At 42.9% G+C, this 20,362-nt stretch carries 20 protein-coding genes and 1 pseudogene; 6 read left to right on the plus strand and 15 right to left on the minus strand.

Annotated elements, in window-relative coordinates:
* The first annotated feature begins 287 nt into the window (after positions 1 to 287).
* The 3 genes from BM135_RS12540 to BM135_RS12550 are packed head-to-tail and all read left to right on the plus strand — an operon-like array spanning position 288 to position 3,567.
* The gene (locus BM135_RS12540; protein ID WP_092520052.1) at positions 288 to 1,286 is read left to right on the plus strand and encodes a hypothetical protein; all 999 of its coding nucleotides are present in this window, start codon (positions 288 to 290) and stop codon (positions 1,284 to 1,286) included.
* Complete coding sequence (locus BM135_RS12545) at positions 1,286 to 2,437, plus strand: BamA/TamA family outer membrane protein (protein ID WP_092520053.1); 1,152 nt, start codon at positions 1,286 to 1,288, stop codon at positions 2,435 to 2,437. Before BM135_RS12540 ends, BM135_RS12545 begins: the two co-directional genes overlap by 1 nt.
* Before the next feature lie 35 nt (positions 2,438 to 2,472).
* Positions 2,473 to 3,567, plus strand: coding sequence for a DUF4056 domain-containing protein (locus BM135_RS12550; RefSeq protein WP_092520054.1), 1,095 nt, complete (start codon positions 2,473 to 2,475; stop codon positions 3,565 to 3,567).
* Between the two features lie 86 nt (positions 3,568 to 3,653).
* Here the strand turns inward: BM135_RS12550 and BM135_RS12555 are convergent, their stop codons facing one another.
* Positions 3,654 to 4,124 carry a MarR family winged helix-turn-helix transcriptional regulator gene (locus BM135_RS12555; protein WP_092520055.1) on the minus strand — a complete coding sequence of 157 codons (471 nt, stop codon included), beginning with the start codon at positions 4,122 to 4,124 and terminating at the stop codon, positions 3,654 to 3,656.
* A gap of 265 nt (positions 4,125 to 4,389) precedes the next feature.
* Here BM135_RS12555 and BM135_RS17995 point away from each other — a divergent pair, with 265 nt between their 5' ends.
* Positions 4,390 to 4,566 carry a TerD family protein gene (locus BM135_RS17995; RefSeq protein WP_422646155.1) on the plus strand — a complete coding sequence of 59 codons (177 nt, stop codon included), beginning with the start codon at positions 4,390 to 4,392 and terminating at the stop codon, positions 4,564 to 4,566.
* Positions 4,567 to 4,630: 64 nt separating this feature from the next.
* Here BM135_RS17995 and BM135_RS12565 read toward each other — a convergent pair whose 3' ends face one another.
* The 3 genes from BM135_RS12565 to BM135_RS12575 are packed head-to-tail and all read right to left on the minus strand — an operon-like array spanning position 4,631 to position 5,835.
* On the minus strand, positions 4,631 to 4,999 hold the full coding sequence (locus BM135_RS12565; RefSeq protein ID WP_092520057.1) for a hypothetical protein: 369 nt from the start codon (positions 4,997 to 4,999) through the stop codon (positions 4,631 to 4,633).
* Positions 5,000 to 5,227, minus strand: a complete 228-nt coding sequence (locus BM135_RS12570) for an ATP-binding cassette domain-containing protein (protein WP_175486123.1) — start codon at positions 5,225 to 5,227, stop codon at positions 5,000 to 5,002.
* 29 nt (positions 5,228 to 5,256) lie between these two features.
* Positions 5,257 to 5,835, minus strand: coding sequence for an Ail/Lom family outer membrane beta-barrel protein (locus BM135_RS12575; protein WP_092520059.1), 579 nt, complete (start codon positions 5,833 to 5,835; stop codon positions 5,257 to 5,259).
* Positions 5,836 to 6,289: 454 nt separating this feature from the next.
* Between BM135_RS12575 and BM135_RS12580 the strand changes: the two genes are divergently transcribed.
* Positions 6,290 to 7,564, plus strand: a complete 1,275-nt coding sequence (locus tag BM135_RS12580; protein ID WP_092520061.1) for a bifunctional O-acetylhomoserine aminocarboxypropyltransferase/cysteine synthase — start codon at positions 6,290 to 6,292, stop codon at positions 7,562 to 7,564.
* A 154-nt stretch (positions 7,565 to 7,718) separates the two neighbouring features.
* Here BM135_RS12580 and BM135_RS12585 read toward each other — a convergent pair whose 3' ends face one another.
* The 4 genes from BM135_RS12585 to BM135_RS12600 are packed head-to-tail and all read right to left on the minus strand — an operon-like array spanning position 7,719 to position 11,806.
* The gene (locus BM135_RS12585) at positions 7,719 to 8,996 is read right to left on the minus strand and encodes a F390 synthetase-related protein (RefSeq protein WP_092520063.1); all 1,278 of its coding nucleotides are present in this window, start codon (positions 8,994 to 8,996) and stop codon (positions 7,719 to 7,721) included.
* Entirely contained in the window at positions 8,993 to 9,799 is an 807-nt protein-coding gene (locus tag BM135_RS12590; RefSeq protein WP_092520066.1) for an MBL fold metallo-hydrolase, read from the minus strand. Before BM135_RS12590 ends, BM135_RS12585 begins: the two co-directional genes overlap by 4 nt.
* Positions 9,792 to 10,811 carry an NAD-dependent epimerase/dehydratase family protein gene (locus tag BM135_RS12595; protein WP_092520069.1) on the minus strand — a complete coding sequence of 340 codons (1,020 nt, stop codon included), beginning with the start codon at positions 10,809 to 10,811 and terminating at the stop codon, positions 9,792 to 9,794. Before BM135_RS12595 ends, BM135_RS12590 begins: the two co-directional genes overlap by 8 nt.
* Positions 10,808 to 11,806: a 3-oxoacyl-[acyl-carrier-protein] synthase III C-terminal domain-containing protein gene (locus BM135_RS12600; RefSeq protein ID WP_092520071.1), complete on the minus strand. Its 999-nt coding sequence runs from the start codon at positions 11,804 to 11,806 to the stop codon at positions 10,808 to 10,810. The genes BM135_RS12595 and BM135_RS12600 overlap by 4 nt, the downstream gene beginning before the upstream one ends.
* 804 nt (positions 11,807 to 12,610) lie before the next feature.
* Between BM135_RS12600 and BM135_RS17820 the strand changes: the two are divergent.
* Positions 12,611 to 12,755, plus strand: a pseudogene (locus tag BM135_RS17820) (phosphorothioated DNA-binding restriction endonuclease); the annotation flags it as partial.
* A gap of 58 nt (positions 12,756 to 12,813) precedes the next feature.
* On the opposite strand, the gene potD reads toward BM135_RS17820, so the two are convergent.
* The 7 genes from potD to uxaC form a co-directional block, all read right to left on the minus strand.
* Positions 12,814 to 13,866 carry a spermidine/putrescine ABC transporter substrate-binding protein PotD gene (potD, locus tag BM135_RS12610; protein WP_092520072.1) on the minus strand — a complete coding sequence of 351 codons (1,053 nt, stop codon included), beginning with the start codon at positions 13,864 to 13,866 and terminating at the stop codon, positions 12,814 to 12,816.
* Positions 13,867 to 14,088: 222 nt separating this feature from the next.
* On the minus strand, positions 14,089 to 14,868 hold the full coding sequence (gene potC, locus BM135_RS12620; RefSeq protein WP_092520074.1) for a spermidine/putrescine ABC transporter permease PotC: 780 nt from the start codon (positions 14,866 to 14,868) through the stop codon (positions 14,089 to 14,091).
* A complete protein-coding gene (gene potB, locus BM135_RS12625) occupies positions 14,865 to 15,725 on the minus strand; it encodes a spermidine/putrescine ABC transporter permease PotB (RefSeq protein ID WP_092520075.1) in 861 nt (286 codons plus the stop codon). The genes potC and potB overlap by 4 nt, the downstream gene beginning before the upstream one ends.
* Complete coding sequence (gene potA, locus BM135_RS12630) at positions 15,709 to 16,824, minus strand: spermidine/putrescine ABC transporter ATP-binding protein PotA (protein ID WP_092520076.1); 1,116 nt, start codon at positions 16,822 to 16,824, stop codon at positions 15,709 to 15,711. Before potA ends, potB begins: the two co-directional genes overlap by 17 nt.
* A gap of 463 nt (positions 16,825 to 17,287) precedes the next feature.
* Positions 17,288 to 17,920 (minus strand): bifunctional 4-hydroxy-2-oxoglutarate aldolase/2-dehydro-3-deoxy-phosphogluconate aldolase, encoded by a 633-nt coding sequence (locus tag BM135_RS12635; protein ID WP_092520079.1) that lies wholly within the window; start codon positions 17,918 to 17,920, stop codon positions 17,288 to 17,290.
* Complete coding sequence (locus BM135_RS12640) at positions 17,886 to 18,911, minus strand: sugar kinase (RefSeq protein ID WP_092520080.1); 1,026 nt, start codon at positions 18,909 to 18,911, stop codon at positions 17,886 to 17,888. Before BM135_RS12640 ends, BM135_RS12635 begins: the two co-directional genes overlap by 35 nt.
* A 3-nt stretch (positions 18,912 to 18,914) precedes the next feature.
* The gene (gene uxaC, locus BM135_RS12645; RefSeq protein WP_092520082.1) at positions 18,915 to 20,354 is read right to left on the minus strand and encodes a glucuronate isomerase; all 1,440 of its coding nucleotides are present in this window, start codon (positions 20,352 to 20,354) and stop codon (positions 18,915 to 18,917) included.
* Positions 20,355 to 20,362 lie beyond the last annotated feature (8 nt).

The raw sequence follows: 20,362 nt of genomic DNA on the forward strand, positions 1-20,362 counted from the left end.
ACACGAGATTACAAAACACCGAATGAGTTATTTAAAGGAATACCCACTCATTTACTTCGTTCATTACGGTGTTGCGCTTAATATGTGAATCCAAGAACATTAAGGAGATAAAACCAACTTTATTTAATGATAAATCAAACGAATATTCCAAATTATGCGATATTCCAGCTACAAGCATAATTCGTTAATGATTGTCAAAAATACCTATGATAATCTACGCCGCTTTTCATCCTGAGCTGTTCATTTGATAGATAATTAACTGTCCAAAATAGGAAGCGAATTTATTTATGAACGTAACTAACACCAGTAAATTGTTAGCCGCTACTCTGTGTCTCGCAACCTCGTATAGCTACGCAGATAGTGAACGTCCACTTTTTTCATTGACCATGTCAGAATCCGGCGTTCAGAAAACGAATAATGATGGTAGCTTATCCCGCTCTACCAAATCTGAATCGCGTATTCTTCCAATTTGGGGTGATGAAGCTCGCGCGAAAGGTTACGACCTGCCTGAGCCGTTTGGTGTTAGTTATGGTTATATAAATATGCGACAGGATGTTGTTGTGGATAGCATTAAATTTCAGTTCACCAATCCAATGTATAAATTCTTCGAAAATACTAAAATTAATGCTGGTGATACCCGAGAAAAAAGTGAAACCCATATGTTGAAATTAGACACATGGGTTCTACCTTTCTTAAATGTGTATGGTGTATATGGAAAAACCAAAGGTACATCAAAAACTAACCTAGACAGCATTTATCTACCTCCACAAATCTCTATATCAGGTGAACCTGCATGGGAAAACATTCCTTTCGAACTGAACTTCAAAGGGAAAACCTTTGGTGGTGGTGCAACCCTTGCTGGCGGTTACAACCAATTTTTTGCCACATTAGATGCTAACTATACCCGCACAAATCTGGATATTTTAGACGGAAACATTAGAGCATTAGTTATCACCCCCCGCGTTGGTTATGAATTTGTTTTCGAACCGCTGCTAGCTGGACAAGGAAATACTAAGGTTCAAGTCTGGGTAGGCGCTATGTATCAAGATATTACTCAACGTTTTAAAGGAGATGTCAGCGGATTAAATTTACCACCTGAACTCGCACTATTTGAGACGATCAAAAGCCAAACAGAAATTAAATTCGATGTAAAACAACATCTTGCCCATAAATGGAACAATACTGCGGGCGTTCGCGTCGAAGTTACCCGTAATTTTAACGTATTATCTGAAGTCGGTTTCGGCAACAGAAACAGCTTCTTTATTTCCGGTGAGTTCCGTTTTTAATGTTTGATCTCACAATATTCAAAAGGCTGGTGATTTCCAGCCTGCTTATTTTTACCGTTTCATCAGCACACGCTGATATCTTGCCTGATCGGCAAAAAATTGATGGTTGGTTAAACGAATTAGGCGGCAGCAACCATTTTGATGACCGCAAGAAAATTGACTGGGGGGTACTACCCGGCCCTTTTTACACCCCTGAAATGGGTGTGGGGATTGGTGTTGCCGTGGTTGGTTTATACCGCCCAGACAGTTCTGATCACATTAGCCAGACATCTTCATTGGGGCTCAGTGGTTTTGGATCATCAACCGGCGCATTTGGCCTGAATTTCACCAATTATAATTTTCTTGCCAACGATCAATGGCGGTTATTTGTTTCCGGTACACTGAATAACACTCCAACTTATTATTGGGGCAAAGGCTATAATGCCGGTAAAGATAATAGCAATAAAGAGAAATACCATTCGCAGGAATTTGATATTCGTCCCCGCTTTCTTTATCGCGTCACCGATGCCACTTATATGGGATTAGGCTGGAATTTTTCATCCATCAACGCCAGTAATCCAGATATCGGTGCAAAACGCTATTTTGATCAATCCGTTGGCGGTCGCTCCGTAGTAAGTTCCGGTGTAAGTGCCTACTTTAGTTATGACACGCGGGACTTCTTGCCCAATGCTCAGCATGGGCAGGCATTTGAGATTGTTTATACCTATTTTTCCCCTGAGTTGGGTAGCGATCACCGTTTCCATACTACGCAATTGCAGTTTTCAACCTATCACCAGTTATCTGAAAAAATGGTTCTGGCCTTTGATAACTATGCCCGTTTCAGTGCAGGCGATGTGCCGTGGAATCAGTTATCACTACTCGGCAATGGTCAGCGGATGCGCGGATACTATGAAGGGCGTTATCGCGATAACAACATTTTCACATCACAGTTAGAATTAAGACATAAACTTGACTGGCGCCACGGTGTAGTCGGTTGGGTAGGCACTGGCACATTGGGAAATACCCCTTCACAATTGGGGACAAAACATTGGCTTCCTTCTGTTGGTGTTGGCTATCGTTTCGAGTTTAAGCCACGCATGAATATCAGATTAGATTTTGGTGTCGGTAAAGACAGTACGGGGTTCTACTTTCAGGTCGGGGAAGCGTTTTGAGATTATTAGTTACCCTGCACCTCTGCTTTTTATTGATGGCATGCCAAAATAAGCCTCACACTGTTAATTCGGTAAAGCCAGCCCTCGTCAGTGATACTCACGAACAATCGCAGGAAAATTGGGACGCATTACCTCCTATTGCTCCGCCTGAGGGTTTGAGAGCCTGTTGTGCTTTCGGTTATAACCTTAAGGCTCAACTATGGAATATTCCAATCCCCTTCTACAATATCGACAATATTGTAGAAGCCAAGACATTGGGTGAGCATCACTACAATAACAGTATTATCGGTGCCAGTGCCGCATTGTTGGGAATAAGCAATGAAAAAGTTGGTCTGCTCTATACCCATAAAGGTGGGTTTATTGATATTTCTCATGTGAGGGATACCGCCGACTATACGCTCTATCTGTTCAGCCAGATTAATGCCCATCTTGGTCAAGAGCGGGAGTTAACCCTGAATAATGAGCTTGCCGCGCGTAAAATTCACTTTTTTGCTTTTACGCCGCCGGAAGATCCTGCTGAACGCTATACACTGAGTGCTTATTTGGCTGCCAAACTCGCTTTTCAGCTTGCAACCTGGCATGAAATCGCACAATGGTACGGCTATCAATCAGTGCCCGGATTTTCAGAAGGCATTTCGGCTTTTTCTCCGGAAGATCTCTATTCAAATCTGCTGGGTGCCCGACTGGCATTGACGCTGATCTTGGGGGGACACGCATCTTCTGTGGCGCAGTTCTCAGCCTCCATGGCTAAGATCTTGCCGACTGCTTTGCATGAGCTTGGGGATTACCCTAAGTCAGGCACAAAAGAGATGTTTGATAGCATAGATGGCTTATGGTGGAACAGTTATCAACGTATTCCCGAAAAGTTTCTGGTACTGCAACGAAATTATGATATCCACGATAATCGCTATCCATTAATGCCCTCAGGTAAAGAGAGCGTTGCCTTGCGACTGTCTTTGCCTGATCATTATCAGCATTTTTCGTTGGATAAACTGGCTGAATTCCAATTATGGTCAACCAATGAGATGAAAAATCTGCCTATTCCAAAGCAATATTGGACCGTGAAAGATTTTAAAATGCTGGCGGAAAATGCCCAACGTGAAGATAAGAAACAACTGCTGATCAAATAGATAATTATAAAACCTGTCTATTCAATAATATGTAGAGGAATTGTAGAGGAATATACCTAATTGATAGGTGTATACCTCTATCCGGATTACTTACCTAATCCCCCCAAAACTCTACGTATTGGGGTATGCTGTTTAATCAGTTCCTGCAAAACCTCTTTCAATAGCTGACTTTTTCCATTGCCCAATAGCTCCAGCACGCTTTTTTCATGAGATTCAGCCTCGGTCAGCAACCCTTTCACTACTTTTCGCCCCGTTTCAGTCAAACGTACCAATGTAACACGGCGATCACCGCCACCATTGGAAAAACGAGCTACATACTCCTGTAATTCTAAACGCTGTAAAACACGAGTAATAGTCGGCTGTTTGCTCACCGTTTTCTGTGCCAGAAGGCTAATACCAATCGGGCCACTTCCCGCCAACGTCGATAATACCCGCCACTCCAGTACTGACAGTCCTTGCGATTCAACAATATCATGGAACTCAGAAGAAACTAGCATCCATGCCTGCCCAAGCAGGGCAGGCAAATAATTGTCAACAAACACTTTTGAATCTGGCATAAGTTGAACAACCCTTTTTATCTCAGGAAGTTTTTTGTCTTCCGATTTTAAAAGGTTCCCCCATGAAAAACACTCCCACAACAATCATTCAGCCAATATTTTCCTGATAACAGTGAGCCAAATCTCGGAATATGTGTATTCAGCCCAAGTTGTTTCAATATCATGTAGGTTGTCGCCACAGATGAAGAAATAACAAGCGATCCTACCAATCTTCGATTAGAGCCAAGCAGGACAGAATATCGTTCTATCTACGACTTCTCTTCGATTGACGTTCTCTTACCCAACAATTCCTTCTTTTCGCAATGAAGTAGATGCCTCCGCTTTTCTGTTGAATGCCAGTGGTAAAGTCAGGGGAGATAGTGACTTCTACTTTTACAATAATCCTACCGCCGCAGATAACAGCTTGGTTTTGGAAACATCTCACCAAAGCATAGTTATATAGGAATTCTGTAGTTATATAGTATGTAATTTATAACTATGAGCGCCCCGAATTAGGGGCGCTATATTCATCCTAAAATTTCATAGAGTCTCTTAATTTCCTTGCTCCATATCTCCTTATTTTTCAGCTTCTGATGTTTCGGTTTCCGAGCCAAATCCTCTGCCAGATTTTTTTCCAATACCACAATACATTGAAGAATTTTCTCTTCATCCTCTAAATCCGCTAATATTTCTGATTCATCATGCGTACTTCCCCGATCTCTAGTCAGTTCTTTTTGAGAAGAAATCACTTTTTCATTCAGGAATAGATAATACCCATCGCTGGATGACACTTCTTCCAGCTTGCCATTTTTAATCAGCAAAAAACGATTGGCGACATTATCAATAAACGCCCTGTCATGCGAAGTAATTAATATCGTCATTCCGTTATTAATCAATTAACTTTCCAATTCCATTTTGCCAAAAATATCCAAGTGGTTAGTCGGCTCATCGAGAATCAAAAAATTATGTTTATTTAACTTCAAAATTAAAAACATTAGTCTGGAGCGTTCACCACCACTTAATCTTATCACCAATTTATTAAAATCTGCATATTCAAAACCTGCCGCAATTAATTGTTGCTTACAGGTGATATCGTCGATATTAGGCGTGTTATTTCTAACCACATCAAGAAATATACGCCTAAATTCGTTGTTTAGAAACGATATCCTACACCGATATTAAATCCATTAATGTTAAGTCGATCTCCACTACCTTTTAATGATGAACCTTCATAGCCAGCATAAAGGCTGAGATTTGGAATGGGATTGACGTCCACTCCAGCACCATAGGCTAACTCGGTCGATTTATTATCCAGTTTTACAGGATAAAGCATTATTTTTCTATCCTCATAGACGGTTGCCCTCCCGGAAAGCTCGGCTTTTGAATGGGCAAAACCCAACAATCCATAAACACTTATATAATCATTAACTCGGTAAGCAGGGCCAGCCATCAATGAATAATATTTTAGATCAGCATTGGCTTTCCAAGGCCCGTAATCATTATAGCCGCTATGACTTTCACTACTTTTCATATACGTAAATGATCCAATCATACTCACAGGAGAATCCCATTCATAACGGTAGTGAAGATTCACACCGCGAAGATTTTTAATATCTTGGATTTTACTTTGAGCGTAACCCACTGCGACAGTCTGTGAATCAGCATAAGCGACTGAGCCACACATAAAACCAGATACAATTAAAGTTGCAAGAAGCGATTTCTTCATCACCATTAATGATTACCTTTCATGTTTACTAAACGTTTTAACCGTTTAAAGTATAGATAGTTTCTGTAAGGCCATCGGGTAAAATGCAACAAATGTGAGTAAGGTTTAATTATTAACATTGTATTATCAATATAATTTATAGAAATATTTCATCAAAAAAACCAAATACCTCCCTTTAAATTCCAGTATCAAGTTGATATCTATTGATATTTATTTTTGATATTGATTCACCACAATATCATTTTTTAAATTGGCTATAATTTTTTCTTTAATTTCATTGGTCAACAATAAGGAATAGAATGATAATTGAATTTATATTTCAGGATAAAGTAATCTCTCATAAGATATATCTCGTCAGCTAATACAGGAACCGCAACCAACATCCAACAAAAAACACGCCACTATTCTTGATTATCAGTCTCAAACGCCGTACCACTTCACTTAACTAAAGGAAATGAGAATGAAATTAGAAACACTATCCATCCATGCCGGTTACTCACCAGATCCAACAACCAAAGCTGTTGCTGTCCCCATTTATCAAACTACTTCCTATTCTTTCGATGACTCTCAGCATGGTGCAGATCTTTTTGACTTAAAAGTCGAAGGCAACATTTACTCCCGAATAATGAATCCAACAAACGATGTATTGGAAAAACGTGTCGCCGCTTTAGAAGGTGGCATTGGCGCGCTTGCAGTTGCTTCTGGAATGTCGGCTATCACCTACGCTATTCAAACCATTGCAAGGGTAGGGGATAACATTATTTCGGTAGCGAAACTCTATGGTGGTACCTATAACTTAATGGCACACACTTTCCCAAATATTGGGATTGAGACCCGTTTCGTGGCGCATGACGATATTACTGCCATTGAAGAGTTGATTGATAAGAAAACCAAAGCAATATTCTGTGAATCCATAACCAACCCAAGCGGGAACATTATTGATATCCAAGCACTGGCAGATATTGCCCACTGGCACGGAATTCCCCTGATTGTCGATAACACCGTCGCCACTCCTTATCTATGCCGTCCGTTCGAGCATGGTGCGGACATTATCATCCACTCCCTGACCAAATATATCGGAGGCCACGGTACTTCGATCGGTGGAATCATTGTTGATTCAGGAAAATTCCCATGGAAAAAACATCAAGATCGCTTTGCCATCCTAAGCACACCGGATGCCTCATACCACGGGATAACTTATACCGAACATTTTGGTTCCGCAGCCTTTATCGCCCGCTGCCGTGTTGGGCCTCTGCGCAGCACTGGTGCGGCACTTTCACCATTTAATTCTTTTCTCATCCTACAAGGTCTTGAGACACTGGCACTTCGTATGGAGCGTCATACTGAAAATGCCCTGAAAATCGCCCAATACCTGGAAAAACACCCTCAGGTGTCATGGGTTAAATACGCGGGATTGCCGACACACCCAGAGCATGATTTAGCTGTGCGTTATATGAGGGGAAAACCGGCTTCAATTCTTTCTTTCGGCATTAAAGGAGGAGAAGAAGCGGGCATCCGTTTTATTGATGCCCTGCAACTGATTGTGCGTCTGGTAAATATCGGCGATGCCAAATCATTGGCTTGTCATCCAGCATCAACAACTCACCGCCAGCTAAATGATGAAGAAATGGTAAAAGCAGGTGTATCACGGGATCTGATTCGCTTATCTATTGGAATCGAACACAGTGATGACATTATTGCGGATCTTTCACAAGCGTTGGATGCGGCAAAATAATTATTATTACTGTTTTTATTTATATAGTCAGTCATCGGTATCAATATTTATTGATACCGATGGGATTATAAAAAAGATGATTTCTTGATTTGTCTTAATCTTACGCAAAAACGAACAGTATTAAACCACCCGTTCTACAAATTATTCCTTTAAACTATCCCTTTTTCCTGATAATCCGACGACGTTTATTAAACAGATCCGGCAATATCGTTTGTGATACGCACTGCCACTCAATTTTATCGATATCAACACCCTGTTTGACAAAATAGTCTGACAGCGCTGATTGGCATTGCTGGAGAATCTCAATGGCACAATCACCTTCTAATTTCAACAACAATTCTGTTTGCGTGAGTCGATAATCACTCGTCAGCGGCAGGGTATTGGCTATAATCCGTGAACAAGGATCGGCGAAAACACTCACTATTTCCCCGTCAAACGCAGGTAAAATTAACTGATCATCACTACGCCCTTCAACGCGCTCTATCGCCAATGCTGGATTGCCACAAGCACATGGGGTTTTCTTCACCACCAAAATATCATCAAGCTGATAACGCACAATTGGCTGAGATTCCCGTGTAAAATCAGTAATGATCGGGTTAAAACGGGATTCATCAATCCATTTTGGCTCTATATGGAGAAATTCTTCATTAAGGTGCAGGGTTCCATGCAAGCAAGTACACGCCAAGAAACCTTCTGTTGCCTGATAAATTTCTCCCACTTCCCTGAATACGTTCTGCAACAATTGACGATCCTGCGGCTCCAGCACTTCTGCCACTGAGATCACTTTCGCTGGTAACAAGGACACTTCACCTTGTTGAATTTTCAAGGCGAGCGCCCGCAGTACTTGAGCAGGAGCCACGATAATCGTTGGTTTATACTCTGCCAACGCTTGCACTTGCTGGTTAAAATCAGCAAACAAATCAAAAAAACGGAAGGATATCCAGTGATTATGAACGCTGTCGTAGAGATTGTTTCCTGCCCGTAAAAACAGCGCTACCCGCTCACCGTGAAATAAACCGTTCGGCAGCATTTTGGCGAGCATAGTTCCAGCCCAAATACTCCGCTCTTTAGGGCTGATAACGAAAATCCCCCGCTGCCCTGATGTGCCCGATGACATTCCAACGCTGAATTTACCGACCGTTGGTTTGAAATCGCGTGACTGTTCGCTCAATCTCGCGCACTCCAAGAGCGCATCACGCTTGAGACCTGCCGTATTCATCCGGTCGAAATTTTCCATCATGACGGCTTTATTCATGAGCGGATATTCCGCCAACGGTAAATCACTATATGAGGCAAAATAAGGGCTTTTCGCCAGCACCCTGAGCTTGAATTTCACTAATTCTCTCGATTGATGTTGTTCAAGCTGCTGTTGGTTGGAAAATTTCCACTGTTTTTTGGCTCGCCAATAGTACCAAAGCGTTTTAAGTATCATTCCAAATCTCCCTCATGGCATAGCTGGATAGGAATCTGCTTTTGGTCAATTTGGTGCAATTTATTCAATGTTTCGTAATAGGCGCGGCTGTCATCCATAATGATATTCGCCAACTTTGCAGGTCCACGCAGTTTACGGTAGTTACTTGGTGACCAAGCCGCATCTCCCGCCAACAATACCCAACCCTGTTCAGTCAATACACAAAGGCCGAGGTGCCCCGCCGCATGACCGGGCAGTGGAACAATAAACATCTGCTTCTGGCTCTCTGGCACAGCATAACCTTCACCCAATACCGCCAATTCTTCTGGTAGCGGGCTGGTTTCAAATCCTTCATAAAAACAGGTTCTGGATTCAAAATCTTCTGGGATTAATCCCCGTACAAATGCTTTTTGCAGCGCAGCAATACCTCGTAATTTGCGGGTTTGCTGCCAGCCTTCCCCCGAACAGATGAATTTGGCCTGCGGGAAATCCCGCAAACCAGCGATATGATCACCATGAAAATGAGAAATAATGATGCCATTAATATCACGCGCTTGGATGCCTGCTTCTTTTAGCTGCATCACCAATGAATCTTTGGTGTCAAAGTAGACTGGAGTGACTGTGCGATATAACCGAATAACCCCACTACGGGTATGATCGTAAAAATGGCTGGCATAACCGGTATCGAGTAGCCAACGTTTATCATTGCACTCCAGCAACCATGCACGAGCCGGAAATTTACATATGCGAAGACTGGCACCTTTCAGTGCCATGCAGCCAGGATGAGTGCAGTATCCTACTTCAAAAACACGCATCTTAACCATGTGAACCTGCCTGCTGATCTCTCTGTTTCAACCAATTGGCTGTTAAATGAATGCCTTCTTCCATAGTATAAATCGGTGAATAGCCCAGCTCCTCCCGCGCCTTTGAGTTATCCAGTGTCATGGAATAATAAGCCGCCCCAATACCGTAACGAGTCAGCAACGGCTCTTTTCGGGTGAGTATAGCCATTCCTTCCAATACTGCCGCAACGCCATACAGAAATGGATAAGGTAATGATTTTATTCGATAACCAAACTGCATCTCGTCAAATAACTGCCCTAAGGTCTTCGCCAGTGGTTGTGGTTGCTGATTGGTAATGTTATATATCGCCCCGCTTTGTAAACCTTCGCGTTGGGTCGCCAATGACATGGCATGGACAACATTCATGACATAAGTGAGATCTAAGGCATTCTTACCCCCAGCAGGCAAGGCCATAACACCTTTACTGGATTTAACCTGAGCCAACAAGCGCGGCAACAACACTCGGTCATGTGGGCCAAATAACCCACGGGGACGCAAAATAATATAAGTTGTGTCTGGATAGCGGCGAATCAGTTTGAGTATGCACTCTTCCGCCAGGAACTTCGTTCGGGCGTAATCATTGGCGAAACGCTGGCTACGCTGATTTTCAGTAATATGCTGTTGGTGTGAAAAATTAAAATATACGGCTGGCGTAGAAATATGGACAAATCGCTGGATACCACATATTCCTGCCGCCTGCGCCAACATATATGTCGCAGTCAAATTGATACGTTCAAACTCATCAGGATCACCCCAAGGAGAAGATTTGGCGGCACAATGCCAGACTGCATCACAATCAGACATCAACTCGATTGCTTCATCCACCGTTAGCGTCACCAGTTCAGCACGGCGAAATTTGGCTCCCAATTGAGTTAACAACTCCCCCGCCTGCGGATCACGCCCGGTCGCCACTACCTTCTCCCCACGCGATAACAGGTAATCAACAGCATTACGACCTAAGCCACTTGTTGCTCCAGTTACAAGAATTTTCATGGTCTTAAGATCATCTCAGTTAATGAAAGCCCAGCCGCCGTGCCAAGTAACATCACATAATCACGGCCATAATAGCGATCGGTAATCATGGCTTCATGCAGAGCACTAGGAATTGATGCTGCGACCTGATTACCGCGATAACGATAAATATTCACAAATCGCTCATCCCTGATATTCAATCTCTTGCGAATATGTTTCAGTCCCAAATGGCTTGCCTGATGAGGAACCACGGTGTCAATATCAGACATTTCAAGGTTGGCACTCGCCAGTACACGCTCGGTAAAGCCTTCAATTAATGAAGCAGTCAGTTTAAACAGTGGCTTACCCTGCATCTGGAACAGAAAATCACTATCTTCCATGCCCGCACGAAGATTCTTACGCGTTCCGCCAGCCCGGATTTCACATAATTCGAGGCCTTCTGGATAAGTCTCATGTTTATAAGTCACAATCCCGCTCTGCCCATCTCCTCTTTCGACAATCATACATGCCGCTCCATCACCAAAAATCAGTGAAGACTCCTGATGTGACCAGTCAATACCACGGGAGGCCATCTCTGCGGAGACAATCGCAATACGCCGATATTGTCTGGTCGCCAACAATCCACTGGCAACACTCAGAGCAGAGATAAAACTCACACAACTTGAATTAATATCAAAACAGGCAGTACCGACCTTTAATTGACTCTCTTTTAAAATATGTGCGGCGGAATAAGGTAAGGCTTGAATCGGAATTGCAGAAGCTGAAATCAGCAGATCAATTGAATTCGGCTGGATTTGATGTGTTTTTAAAGTATCATGTAATGCATCTACGGCTAATTTAGCTTGAGATGCCTGATAACCAGAATGATAACGATATTCTATTCCGGAATGCTTTTCTACAAAACCACTCGGTTTATTTAACTTCAAATCTAAATCGGATGAATACACTTTATTTTCTGGCAAAGCAACGCCAGACGCAATGATCTTTAATTGGATCAATTCATTTGAATTTTTCATTTTATTATTACTTCCAAGTGTTAATTTTTTGTTTAAATTTATTATCAGAATATAAAGTTAGTTCTGAGTATAGGGTTAGATAAAATAAGTATTTATCAGATAGTCGGTCAAACAGGAAGTAGATATTTATGATACATCATATTACTAAATTGAAATATCCAATACAGATGCATGAAAAATAAAATTTTTTCCCATCTCACTATTTCGAGGCTATAAATTTTTTTTTAATGAAATTAAAGTACCATGAGATTTAATCATGGAGCTTGTTGTATTTATGTGAAATAAAGATAAATATTTATTTACAAATAAACTATCTTAATTTAATCATAAGAAATAGTTTTATTAGTTTTTTATCTCGTTGAAAACTATTTAAATCCAATTATTCAAAGGAAACATCAATTAAATATAAATCCAATATTTTTGGTTATTTGCATCCTTAAATAAAATAAATAACCTCACTCATCAATGTATATATTTAAAAATAAAAACAATTAGAAGGTTACTCTGAATAATATATTGTTGTTCAAAAAATTATATCAATAAATCAAATGCTATTTGACAGAAAAATGGATGCTTATTAAACAAAATAAAGTTAAATTCAAATGCAATCAATTGAAAATAAAATTATTTTTAACTTTTGGTTATAATTTTATGTCCTAAAGATAAATTAGAAATGTTTTTATTCTGGGATAGAGAATTTTTATAAGGAGGCAAGCTTTGGCTTTAGAATAACTCTTTACTAGAGACAGCGAATTAAACATGTTCAATAAGTTAGAATCTGGTTAATCACCCGACTAGACGAATTCAGAAAGTATTAATGGTGGCTCGATAGTTAAGCAGCTTTTTTGGAATTTTGCAAAACAGCCAATATTACGCCCCCAGAACAAAAACTATTATCCGTTGGATAAGTTTCATCGTTTGGCATCGTAATCAAGTCTTTAAGGAATAATCCTTAGATATTAAAAGGGGAAGCAACTCCTCCCCCAATAACTTAATTGAATTTCAGATCACTGACCTGCTTTCAACTTTTGGAAATACTCTTCGTACAAGATATTGGCATTGCCAACATCACTCTGCCATTCCCCTTTTTGGATCGTGGCTTCATCTGGATAGAGAGATTTATCTTCTGTCATTGCCTTAGGCAGTAATTTTCTCGCTTCCAGATTCGGGGTTGGATAACCAATCTTTTCAGCTACTTGTGCAGCAATCTCTGGACGCAGCAAGAAATTGATCAATTTCATCGCACCATCAACATTCTTGGCATTCGCTGGAATAGCCAAGCTATCCATCCAGAAAATCCCGCCTTCTTTCGGCCAAATAATATCAACAGGTGTGCCAGACTGACGTGCAATATAAGCAGAGCCAGTCCACATCATACCGATATCAACTTCACCTTCCATAAATGGGTTAGCAGGGTTGTCAGAGTTAAATGCCAGTACATTTGGCATCAGTTTTCTCAGTTCCTGATAAGCGGCGTCAATCTCTTTCGGATCGGTGGTATTGCCGTAATATCCCAATTTCAGCAACGCCATCTGGAAAACTTCACGAGCATCGTCAGTCAGCACTAAGCTGCTTTTGTACTTTGGTTGCCAAAAATCAGCCCAAGAAGAAAGAGTTTTTGGATCAATAGAATCGCGATTAACGCCAATCGCCGTTGCACCCCAAATATAAGGGATAGAGTAATCGTTATTCGGATCAAAAGACTTATGCAACAAGTTAGGATCAAGATTATGGAAGTTGCTCAGTTTACTGGTATCGATTTTTTGCAACATCCCTTCTTTACTCATTTTTGAGACAAAGTAAGTGGATGGAACCACTAAATCATAAGCGCCGTCTTTATAGGTTTTCAGCTTGGTGTACATGCTCTCATTGGATTCATAAGTGGAATAAATCACCTTGATCCCAGTTTCTTTAGTGAACTGGTTGAGCAAACCAGGCGGAACGTATTCAGTCCAGTTGTAAAAATACAGCGTTTTGCCATCATTAGCAGCAGCGGCATTTACTGAACCAATGCTTAATGCCATCATCCCAGCGGCTAACAGATAAAACCACTTTTTCATGTCATATATTCCACGCAGTTAGTGCGTCAGTATCGTATATAGGCTCTGCATGAACCTATCCCCCCAAAAAAGGCTATTATAAAAGCGACGTTTCATAGGGTAAAGTGACTTATTTCTTGCTGAATAGACGGTTATGAAAGAAATTCTGGTTAATCGGGGGAAAAGATTCTATTTTCAATAGAGCAAAAGCGTGGTCAATCTACAATCATGCTTAAAAGAAGATTAAGACTTACCCGTGCGATCGCGCATTAAAAATTGGCTAATCATCACCAAAACCAACGACATAAGTAACAAAATCGTTGCTAATGCGTTCACTTCCGGCGAAATACCCACTTTTACCATTGAATAAATCTTAAGTGGCAGGATTTCATAGCTTGGCCCCGTCACAAATGAGGAAACAACCACATCATCCATCGACAGGGTAAAACTCAGTAACCAACTCGCCATGACTGCCGGCATCGCCAGCGGCAGGATGATTTTTCGCAGGATGGTCAGTTCACTTGCTCCCAAATCACGTGCTGCTTCCAGCATCTTGACATCGAAGTCTTTCAGGCGGGAGTAAACCGTGACAACCACAAACGGCAGGCAGAAGGTGATGTGCGAAAACAGCAGCGACCAGAACCCCAGTGAGATGCCGAGCAGCATAAACAGCACCAATAAGGAAATCGCCATTACGATATCCGGCGACATCATCACCACAAACAACATGCCGCCGACAAACTTCTTGCCACGGAATGAGTAACGATACAAAGCCACCGCAGTTAAAGAGCCAATCAAGGTCGCAAACGTAGCGGATGCTACCGCCATCGTCAGAGAGTGGCCTGCCGCTTGAAGCAGGCTATCATTGGAGAACAGCAGACTGTACCATTCAGTGGTAAAACCCTGCCAGTTAATACCAAAACGGGATTGGTTAAACGAACTTACCAGCAGAATGATAATCGGAATATACAGGTAAGCATAAACGATGGTCATGAAGCCACCGCGCAACAGGCGTCTGATCATTCCAGTTCCACCTTCTTGTTCAATAGCTTAGCCGCACGATAGTAAACAAATAACATTAGCCCCATTACCAGCGTCAGACAGATGCTAGTCGCCGCTCCAAACGGCCAATCACGGATGTTGAGGAATTGACTCTTAATCACGTTACCGATCAACAGGTTCTTTGCCCCACCCATCAAATCAGCCACGTAGAACAGCCCCATCGCTGGCAGCAATACCAGCAAACAACCGGCGATAATACCCGGCATGGTGAGTGGCACAATAATGCGGATAAACGTCTGCAATTTTCTTGCCCCCAAATCGCGCGCCGCTTCCAGACAGGGTTTATCCAGTTTCTCAATGCTGGAATAGAGCGGCATCACCATAAACGGCAGCAGGATATAAACCAGTCCTAATACAACCGCTTCAGAGGTGTACATAATGCGCAATGGTTTATCAACAACCCCCACCCACAGCAGAAAATCATTCAAATATCCGCGGGTACTGAGAAACATCTTCAAGCCGTAAATACGGATTAACGAATTCGTCCAGAACGGTACGATCAGCAGGAATAGCATGAGCGGACGCAATTTCTGCGGCATGCGTGCCAAGAAAAAAGCGAACGGATAGCCAATCACCAGACAGCACAACGTCGCCACAATCGCCATATTCAGCGAATGCAGCAACACCTCGGCGTACAGCGGATCGAACAATCGGGTATAGTTATCCAGCGAGAATACCATCTTCACTAAATTGGCATCATCACGAGTCAGGAAGCTGGTTCCGATAATCATCAGATTCGGCAAAAAGACGAACAACATCAGCCAAGCGACGATGCCCGTAATGACGATATTCTGGAATAGCTTACGCGTCTTCTTCATCGACCAGCACAACCTCCCAGCTTTCTACCCAAGTCACAGCAATTTTCTGGTTCAAGGAATGGTCAACATCAGGATCGTCTTCGTTGAAGAATTCGCTCACCATGACCATCTTGCCATTTTCCATTTCGACCACTGAATCCAGCGTCATGCCCTTGTAATTACGCTCACGAACATAACCAATCAGACCCGATACCTGCTCACCGTTGTTGATCTCTTCCACGCGCAGGTCTTCCGGGCGCAGCAATACTTTCAGAGTTTGCCCGACCATCACAGGTAGCGAAGTGAAAATATCACATTCGTGGCCTTCAACATTAGCGCGTATCCGCTGCTCATCAATACAGTGCAATACTTCAGCATCAAAGATATTGATTTCGCCGATAAAGCGGGCAACAAACAGGTTCTTCGGCTCTTCATAAATCTCACGCGGAGAACCATCCTGTTCAATGCGTCCGTTACGCATAACCACGATGCGGTCTGACATGACCAGAGCCTCTTCCTGATCATGGGTAACGAAGATAAAGGTGATGCCGAGCTTACGCTGGAGCGCCTTCAGCTCATTTTGCATCTGCTTGCGCAATTTGTAATCGAGCGCGGACAGTGATTCATCCAACAGCAGGACTTTGGGTTTATTGACTACCGCACGGGCAATCGCCACTCGCTGCTGCTGGCCACCGGAAAGCTGGGCAGGTTTACGCTGGGCAAACGCTTCAAGCTGAACCATGCGCAATGCTTCTTCAACACGCGGAGCAATCTCTTTTTCCGGTGTTTTCTGCATTCGAAGTCCAAAAGCGACGTTTTCAAATACGGTCATGTGGGGGAACAAGGCATAACTCTGGAAGACCGTATTAACGTGACGGTGTTCGGCGGGAATATCGGTAATATCCTGCCCTTCCAGTAAAATTTTGCCACAATCAGCATCTTCTAGCCCGGCAATCAGACGGAGTACTGTGGTTTTGCCACAACCGGATGGCCCCAGAATGGTCAGGAACTCGCCATCATTGATTGTCAGATCGAGCTGTGAAATAACTTGTTTGCCGTCGAAACCCTTATTCAAGGCTTTCAATTCAACAAGTGGTGTCGGAGAGGTATTCTCAGTCATTTATGCTATCATCTATCCCTTGGAATAATGCAGATAGAACCACCACGGGAAAAGACTGTGTCAGCTAGCAGGAGGCATCATTTCTCCGCTAAAGCTCAAAGCCAGTGGCGCCGGTTGAAATTACGAAGCGCGCATGATAAACGCAGTAAGCCCAAATTGAAAGCCGAAACAATGACAATATGTCATTTTTTATTATCATTTCACAAATGATAACGCTTCGAACCATCCTGAACTAAATTTAAGCGCTTGAAAATAATTTACTACCAGATGCTTTCAATCATTTTTAATCTATTCACACAGCGTATCAGAGAGATATATACCCTTCATCTTTCAAGTTGCCTCTTTGTTGGCTACGCTCGCTCACCCCGGTCACATAGTTATCTATGCTCCCGGGGACTCACTCTCTTGCCGCCGCGATGCAACTTGAAATCCATTGGGTATAAGCTTCATAAAAAATATCACCTTAGCAGGCATTCACTAACGCCGCTGCCTCTCGTGCCAATTTACCTATCTTTTTCCACTCCTTATTTCGGATCAACTGTGCGCTAACCATCCACGATCCACCACATGCCACAATTTGTGGGATAGCAAGATAATCGCGAATGTTCTTCACACTGATCCCACCTGTTGGCATGACTTGTAACTGTGGGTACGGTGCCAGTAGCGCTTTAATCATCACCATTCCACCCGATGGTTCAGCAGGAAAGAATTTGACAAAATCGATGCCTAATTCCAGCGCTTGTTCGATTGTGCTGGCGTTATTCACGCCGGGAATGATCGGGATACCGATTTGCCGGCACGCCTGTACAGTGTTTGGGTTAAGTCCCGGAGAGACAACAAATGTTGCCCCTGCCGCTTTTGCCTGACGAACATGTTCACCATGAAGTACGGTTCCTGCACCGATCAGCATATCTGGCCGCTCAGCCTTCAGTAGACTGATCGCTTCGGCGGCACGCTCGGTACGAAATGTGATTTCAGCAATAGGCAGGCCGTTATCTGCTAATGCGTGACCAAGAGGAATGATATCTTTGGCCTCTTCAATGGCTATCACAGGCACGATTTTAATCTGACGCAAACGTATCATCATCTCTTGCATTTTCATTCTCTCCAATTTCGTTCGAATTGAAAAAACGCGCGATAACCCCTTGTGTCGCTGCCTGCGGAATAATCGCACCTTTATGCTGTATCACCACCCCGGCGAGCTGATGCCCCATTAATGCGGCATCATGAATGGATTTCCCATTTAACCGCCCCGTGATAAAACCCGCATTAAAAGCATCGCCTGCCGAAGTGGTATCAACGACAGGTGTCACAGGTTGGGTCTTAATAGGTTGTGTGGCATTGCAACTGCTTAAGTCACGATAAAAACAGCCCCGCTCACCCGCTTTGATAATGGCTTGTTTAACCCCCATTCTTTTCAGGCGATAAAAACTTTCCTCAGTTGAAGTATCGCCCCAGAGACTCGCCTCATCATCGTCAGTGACTAACGCAATATCAGTGATGGCATACATTTGCTGATAACACTCACGGGCTTGCGCTTCACTTTCCCTCTTTTCATTTCCCCATAAGGCCGGACGATAATTACTGTCAAAGAAAATAACCTTCCCTTCAGAAGATAACTGTTTCAAATCAATGAGCAGCCGTTGGCGATCATTTTCCGGCAAAATCGCCAGACTGATCCCGCTGAGATAGAGCACATCCATGTCCTGCAATTGCTGGCGCAATATGGGGTAATCTGAATGCTGCAAGAGATAACGCGCAGCTGAGTTATTGCGCCAATAAAGAAACGTGCGCTCACCTTTTTCATCAAGTTGGATCAGATATAAACCGGGCTGACGCACGTTATCACGCAACACTAACGAAGTATTAATGCCTTCTTGCTGCCAGCGTGAGATCATGCCTTCACTCAAGGGATCTGTTCCCATCACCGTGACGAAATGTACATCAAACATATCGCCTCCAGCGCGAGCCAGATAGACTGCACTGTTCAACACATCACCGCCATAGCTTTGTGTCATGGCACCAAATGGGATGCCATTCAGCTCAATCATACATTCGCCAATCAGAGCAATTTTCCGAATCTGCATCCTTTAATCCTTCACAGCCTGAAAATAGCGTTTAGCATTATTGAAGCAGATATCCTGAACTATCTGCCCCAGCATTTTTTCATCGTGTGGAATTTCACCATTTTCGACTCCGTTCCCTAGCATATTGCAGAGAATGCGCCGAAAATATTCATGACGGGTATAGGATAAGAAACTGCGTGAATCTGTCAGCATACCGACAAACTGGCTTAATAAGCCTAATTGGGAGAGTTGCTCTAATTGACGCTGCATACCGTCTTTTTGATCGTTAAACCACCAGCCCGATCCAAATTGGATTTTGCCCCCGATACTTTTCCCATCCTGTGCAAGGATTCCGCCCTGAAAATTGCCAATCATGGTCGCGATCACTTCATTATCACGGGGGTTTAAGCAATAGAGAATGGTCTTCGGTAATTCATCAGTTTTATCCATCTCATCCAGCAAGCGTGATAATGGGTAAGCGATATGATTATCTCCAATGGAATCAAAACCGCTGTCTGGCCCTAACAGATTAAACATACGCGTGTTGTTATTGCGCAAAGCGCCAATATGCATTTGCATGACCCAGCCACGCTTTGAATACTGCTTACCTAACCAAACCAGTACCGCAGTTGTGAATTGTGCTATTTCTAATTCACTGAGTAATTGCCCTTGTCTGCGCTTTTGCAAAATGATATCTAACACGTTTTCACTGGGGATCGGCGCATAACGCACATGTTCAATACCATGATCCGATGCCACACAACCGTGATTCTGAAAGTGTTCGAGGCGGCGCTCTAATGCCTTCAATAAATCCGTAAAACGCCCGATAACGACATCTGCGGCTTTCCCTAATCGTTCGAGATAGCCACAAAAACCCGACAACTCAATTTTGAAGATTTTGTCCGGACGCCAGCTTGGTAATACTTGGATAGTAAAGTCTTTATCTTTTGCGATTTTTTGATGATATTCGAGAGAATCAATAGGATCATCCGTTGTTCCTACCATTCGTACCTGCATTTGCTGCATAATGCCACGGGCAGAAAATTCAGGCTGAGAGAGTTTCTCGTTCGCTTCATGCCAGATAGCCTCTGCGGTGTCAGGCCCAAATAATTTACCTCTCATGCCAAATGGGCGTCGCAATTCCAGATGTGACCAGTGATAAAGTGGATTGCCGATCGTCAGAGGAACCGTTTTTGCCCAGGCAAGGTATTTTTCGTAATCACTGCTTTCAGCTCCGGTAATCAGCGCCTCTTCAATCCCTGCCGCACGCATCGCCCGCCATTTATAATGATCGCCCTCCAACCAGATTTGACCAAGATTGTGGAAACGGCGGTTTTGCGCAATCTCTTTTGGATTGAGATGACAGTGATAATCATAGATAGGCATCAATGCGGCGTAATCATGATAAAGGCAGCGGGCAACGTCATTATTTAACAGGAAATCTTCACACATAAAGGTTTTCATTGATATTT

This window comes from Xenorhabdus japonica (assembly GCF_900115195.1).
GTDB lineage: Bacteria > Pseudomonadota > Gammaproteobacteria > Enterobacterales > Enterobacteriaceae > Xenorhabdus > Xenorhabdus japonica.

Coding starts and splice junctions, on each gene's coding strand:
- BM135_RS12540 (WP_092520052.1), top strand. CDS start 288: ATGAACGTAACTAACACCAGTAAATTGTTAGCCGCTACTCTGTGTCTC.
- BM135_RS12545 (WP_092520053.1), top strand. CDS start 1,286: ATGTTTGATCTCACAATATTCAAAAGGCTGGTGATTTCCAGCCTGCTT.
- BM135_RS12550 (WP_092520054.1), top strand. CDS start 2,473: ATGGCATGCCAAAATAAGCCTCACACTGTTAATTCGGTAAAGCCAGCC.
- BM135_RS12555 (WP_092520055.1), bottom strand. CDS start 4,124: ATGCCAGATTCAAAAGTGTTTGTTGACAATTATTTGCCTGCCCTGCTT.
- BM135_RS12575 (WP_092520059.1), bottom strand. CDS start 5,835: ATGGTGATGAAGAAATCGCTTCTTGCAACTTTAATTGTATCTGGTTTT.
- BM135_RS12580 (WP_092520061.1), top strand. CDS start 6,290: ATGAAATTAGAAACACTATCCATCCATGCCGGTTACTCACCAGATCCA.
- BM135_RS12585 (WP_092520063.1), bottom strand. CDS start 8,996: ATGATACTTAAAACGCTTTGGTACTATTGGCGAGCCAAAAAACAGTGG.
- BM135_RS12590 (WP_092520066.1), bottom strand. CDS start 9,799: ATGGTTAAGATGCGTGTTTTTGAAGTAGGATACTGCACTCATCCTGGC.
- BM135_RS12595 (WP_092520069.1), bottom strand. CDS start 10,811: ATGAAAATTCTTGTAACTGGAGCAACAAGTGGCTTAGGTCGTAATGCT.
- BM135_RS12600 (WP_092520071.1), bottom strand. CDS start 11,806: ATGAAAAATTCAAATGAATTGATCCAATTAAAGATCATTGCGTCTGGC.
- potD (WP_092520072.1), bottom strand. CDS start 13,866: ATGAAAAAGTGGTTTTATCTGTTAGCCGCTGGGATGATGGCATTAAGC.
- potC (WP_092520074.1), bottom strand. CDS start 14,868: ATGATCAGACGCCTGTTGCGCGGTGGCTTCATGACCATCGTTTATGCT.
- potB (WP_092520075.1), bottom strand. CDS start 15,725: ATGAAGAAGACGCGTAAGCTATTCCAGAATATCGTCATTACGGGCATC.
- potA (WP_092520076.1), bottom strand. CDS start 16,824: ATGACTGAGAATACCTCTCCGACACCACTTGTTGAATTGAAAGCCTTG.
- BM135_RS12635 (WP_092520079.1), bottom strand. CDS start 17,920: ATGCAAGAGATGATGATACGTTTGCGTCAGATTAAAATCGTGCCTGTG.
- BM135_RS12640 (WP_092520080.1), bottom strand. CDS start 18,911: ATGCAGATTCGGAAAATTGCTCTGATTGGCGAATGTATGATTGAGCTG.
- uxaC (WP_092520082.1), bottom strand. CDS start 20,354: ATGAAAACCTTTATGTGTGAAGATTTCCTGTTAAATAATGACGTTGCC.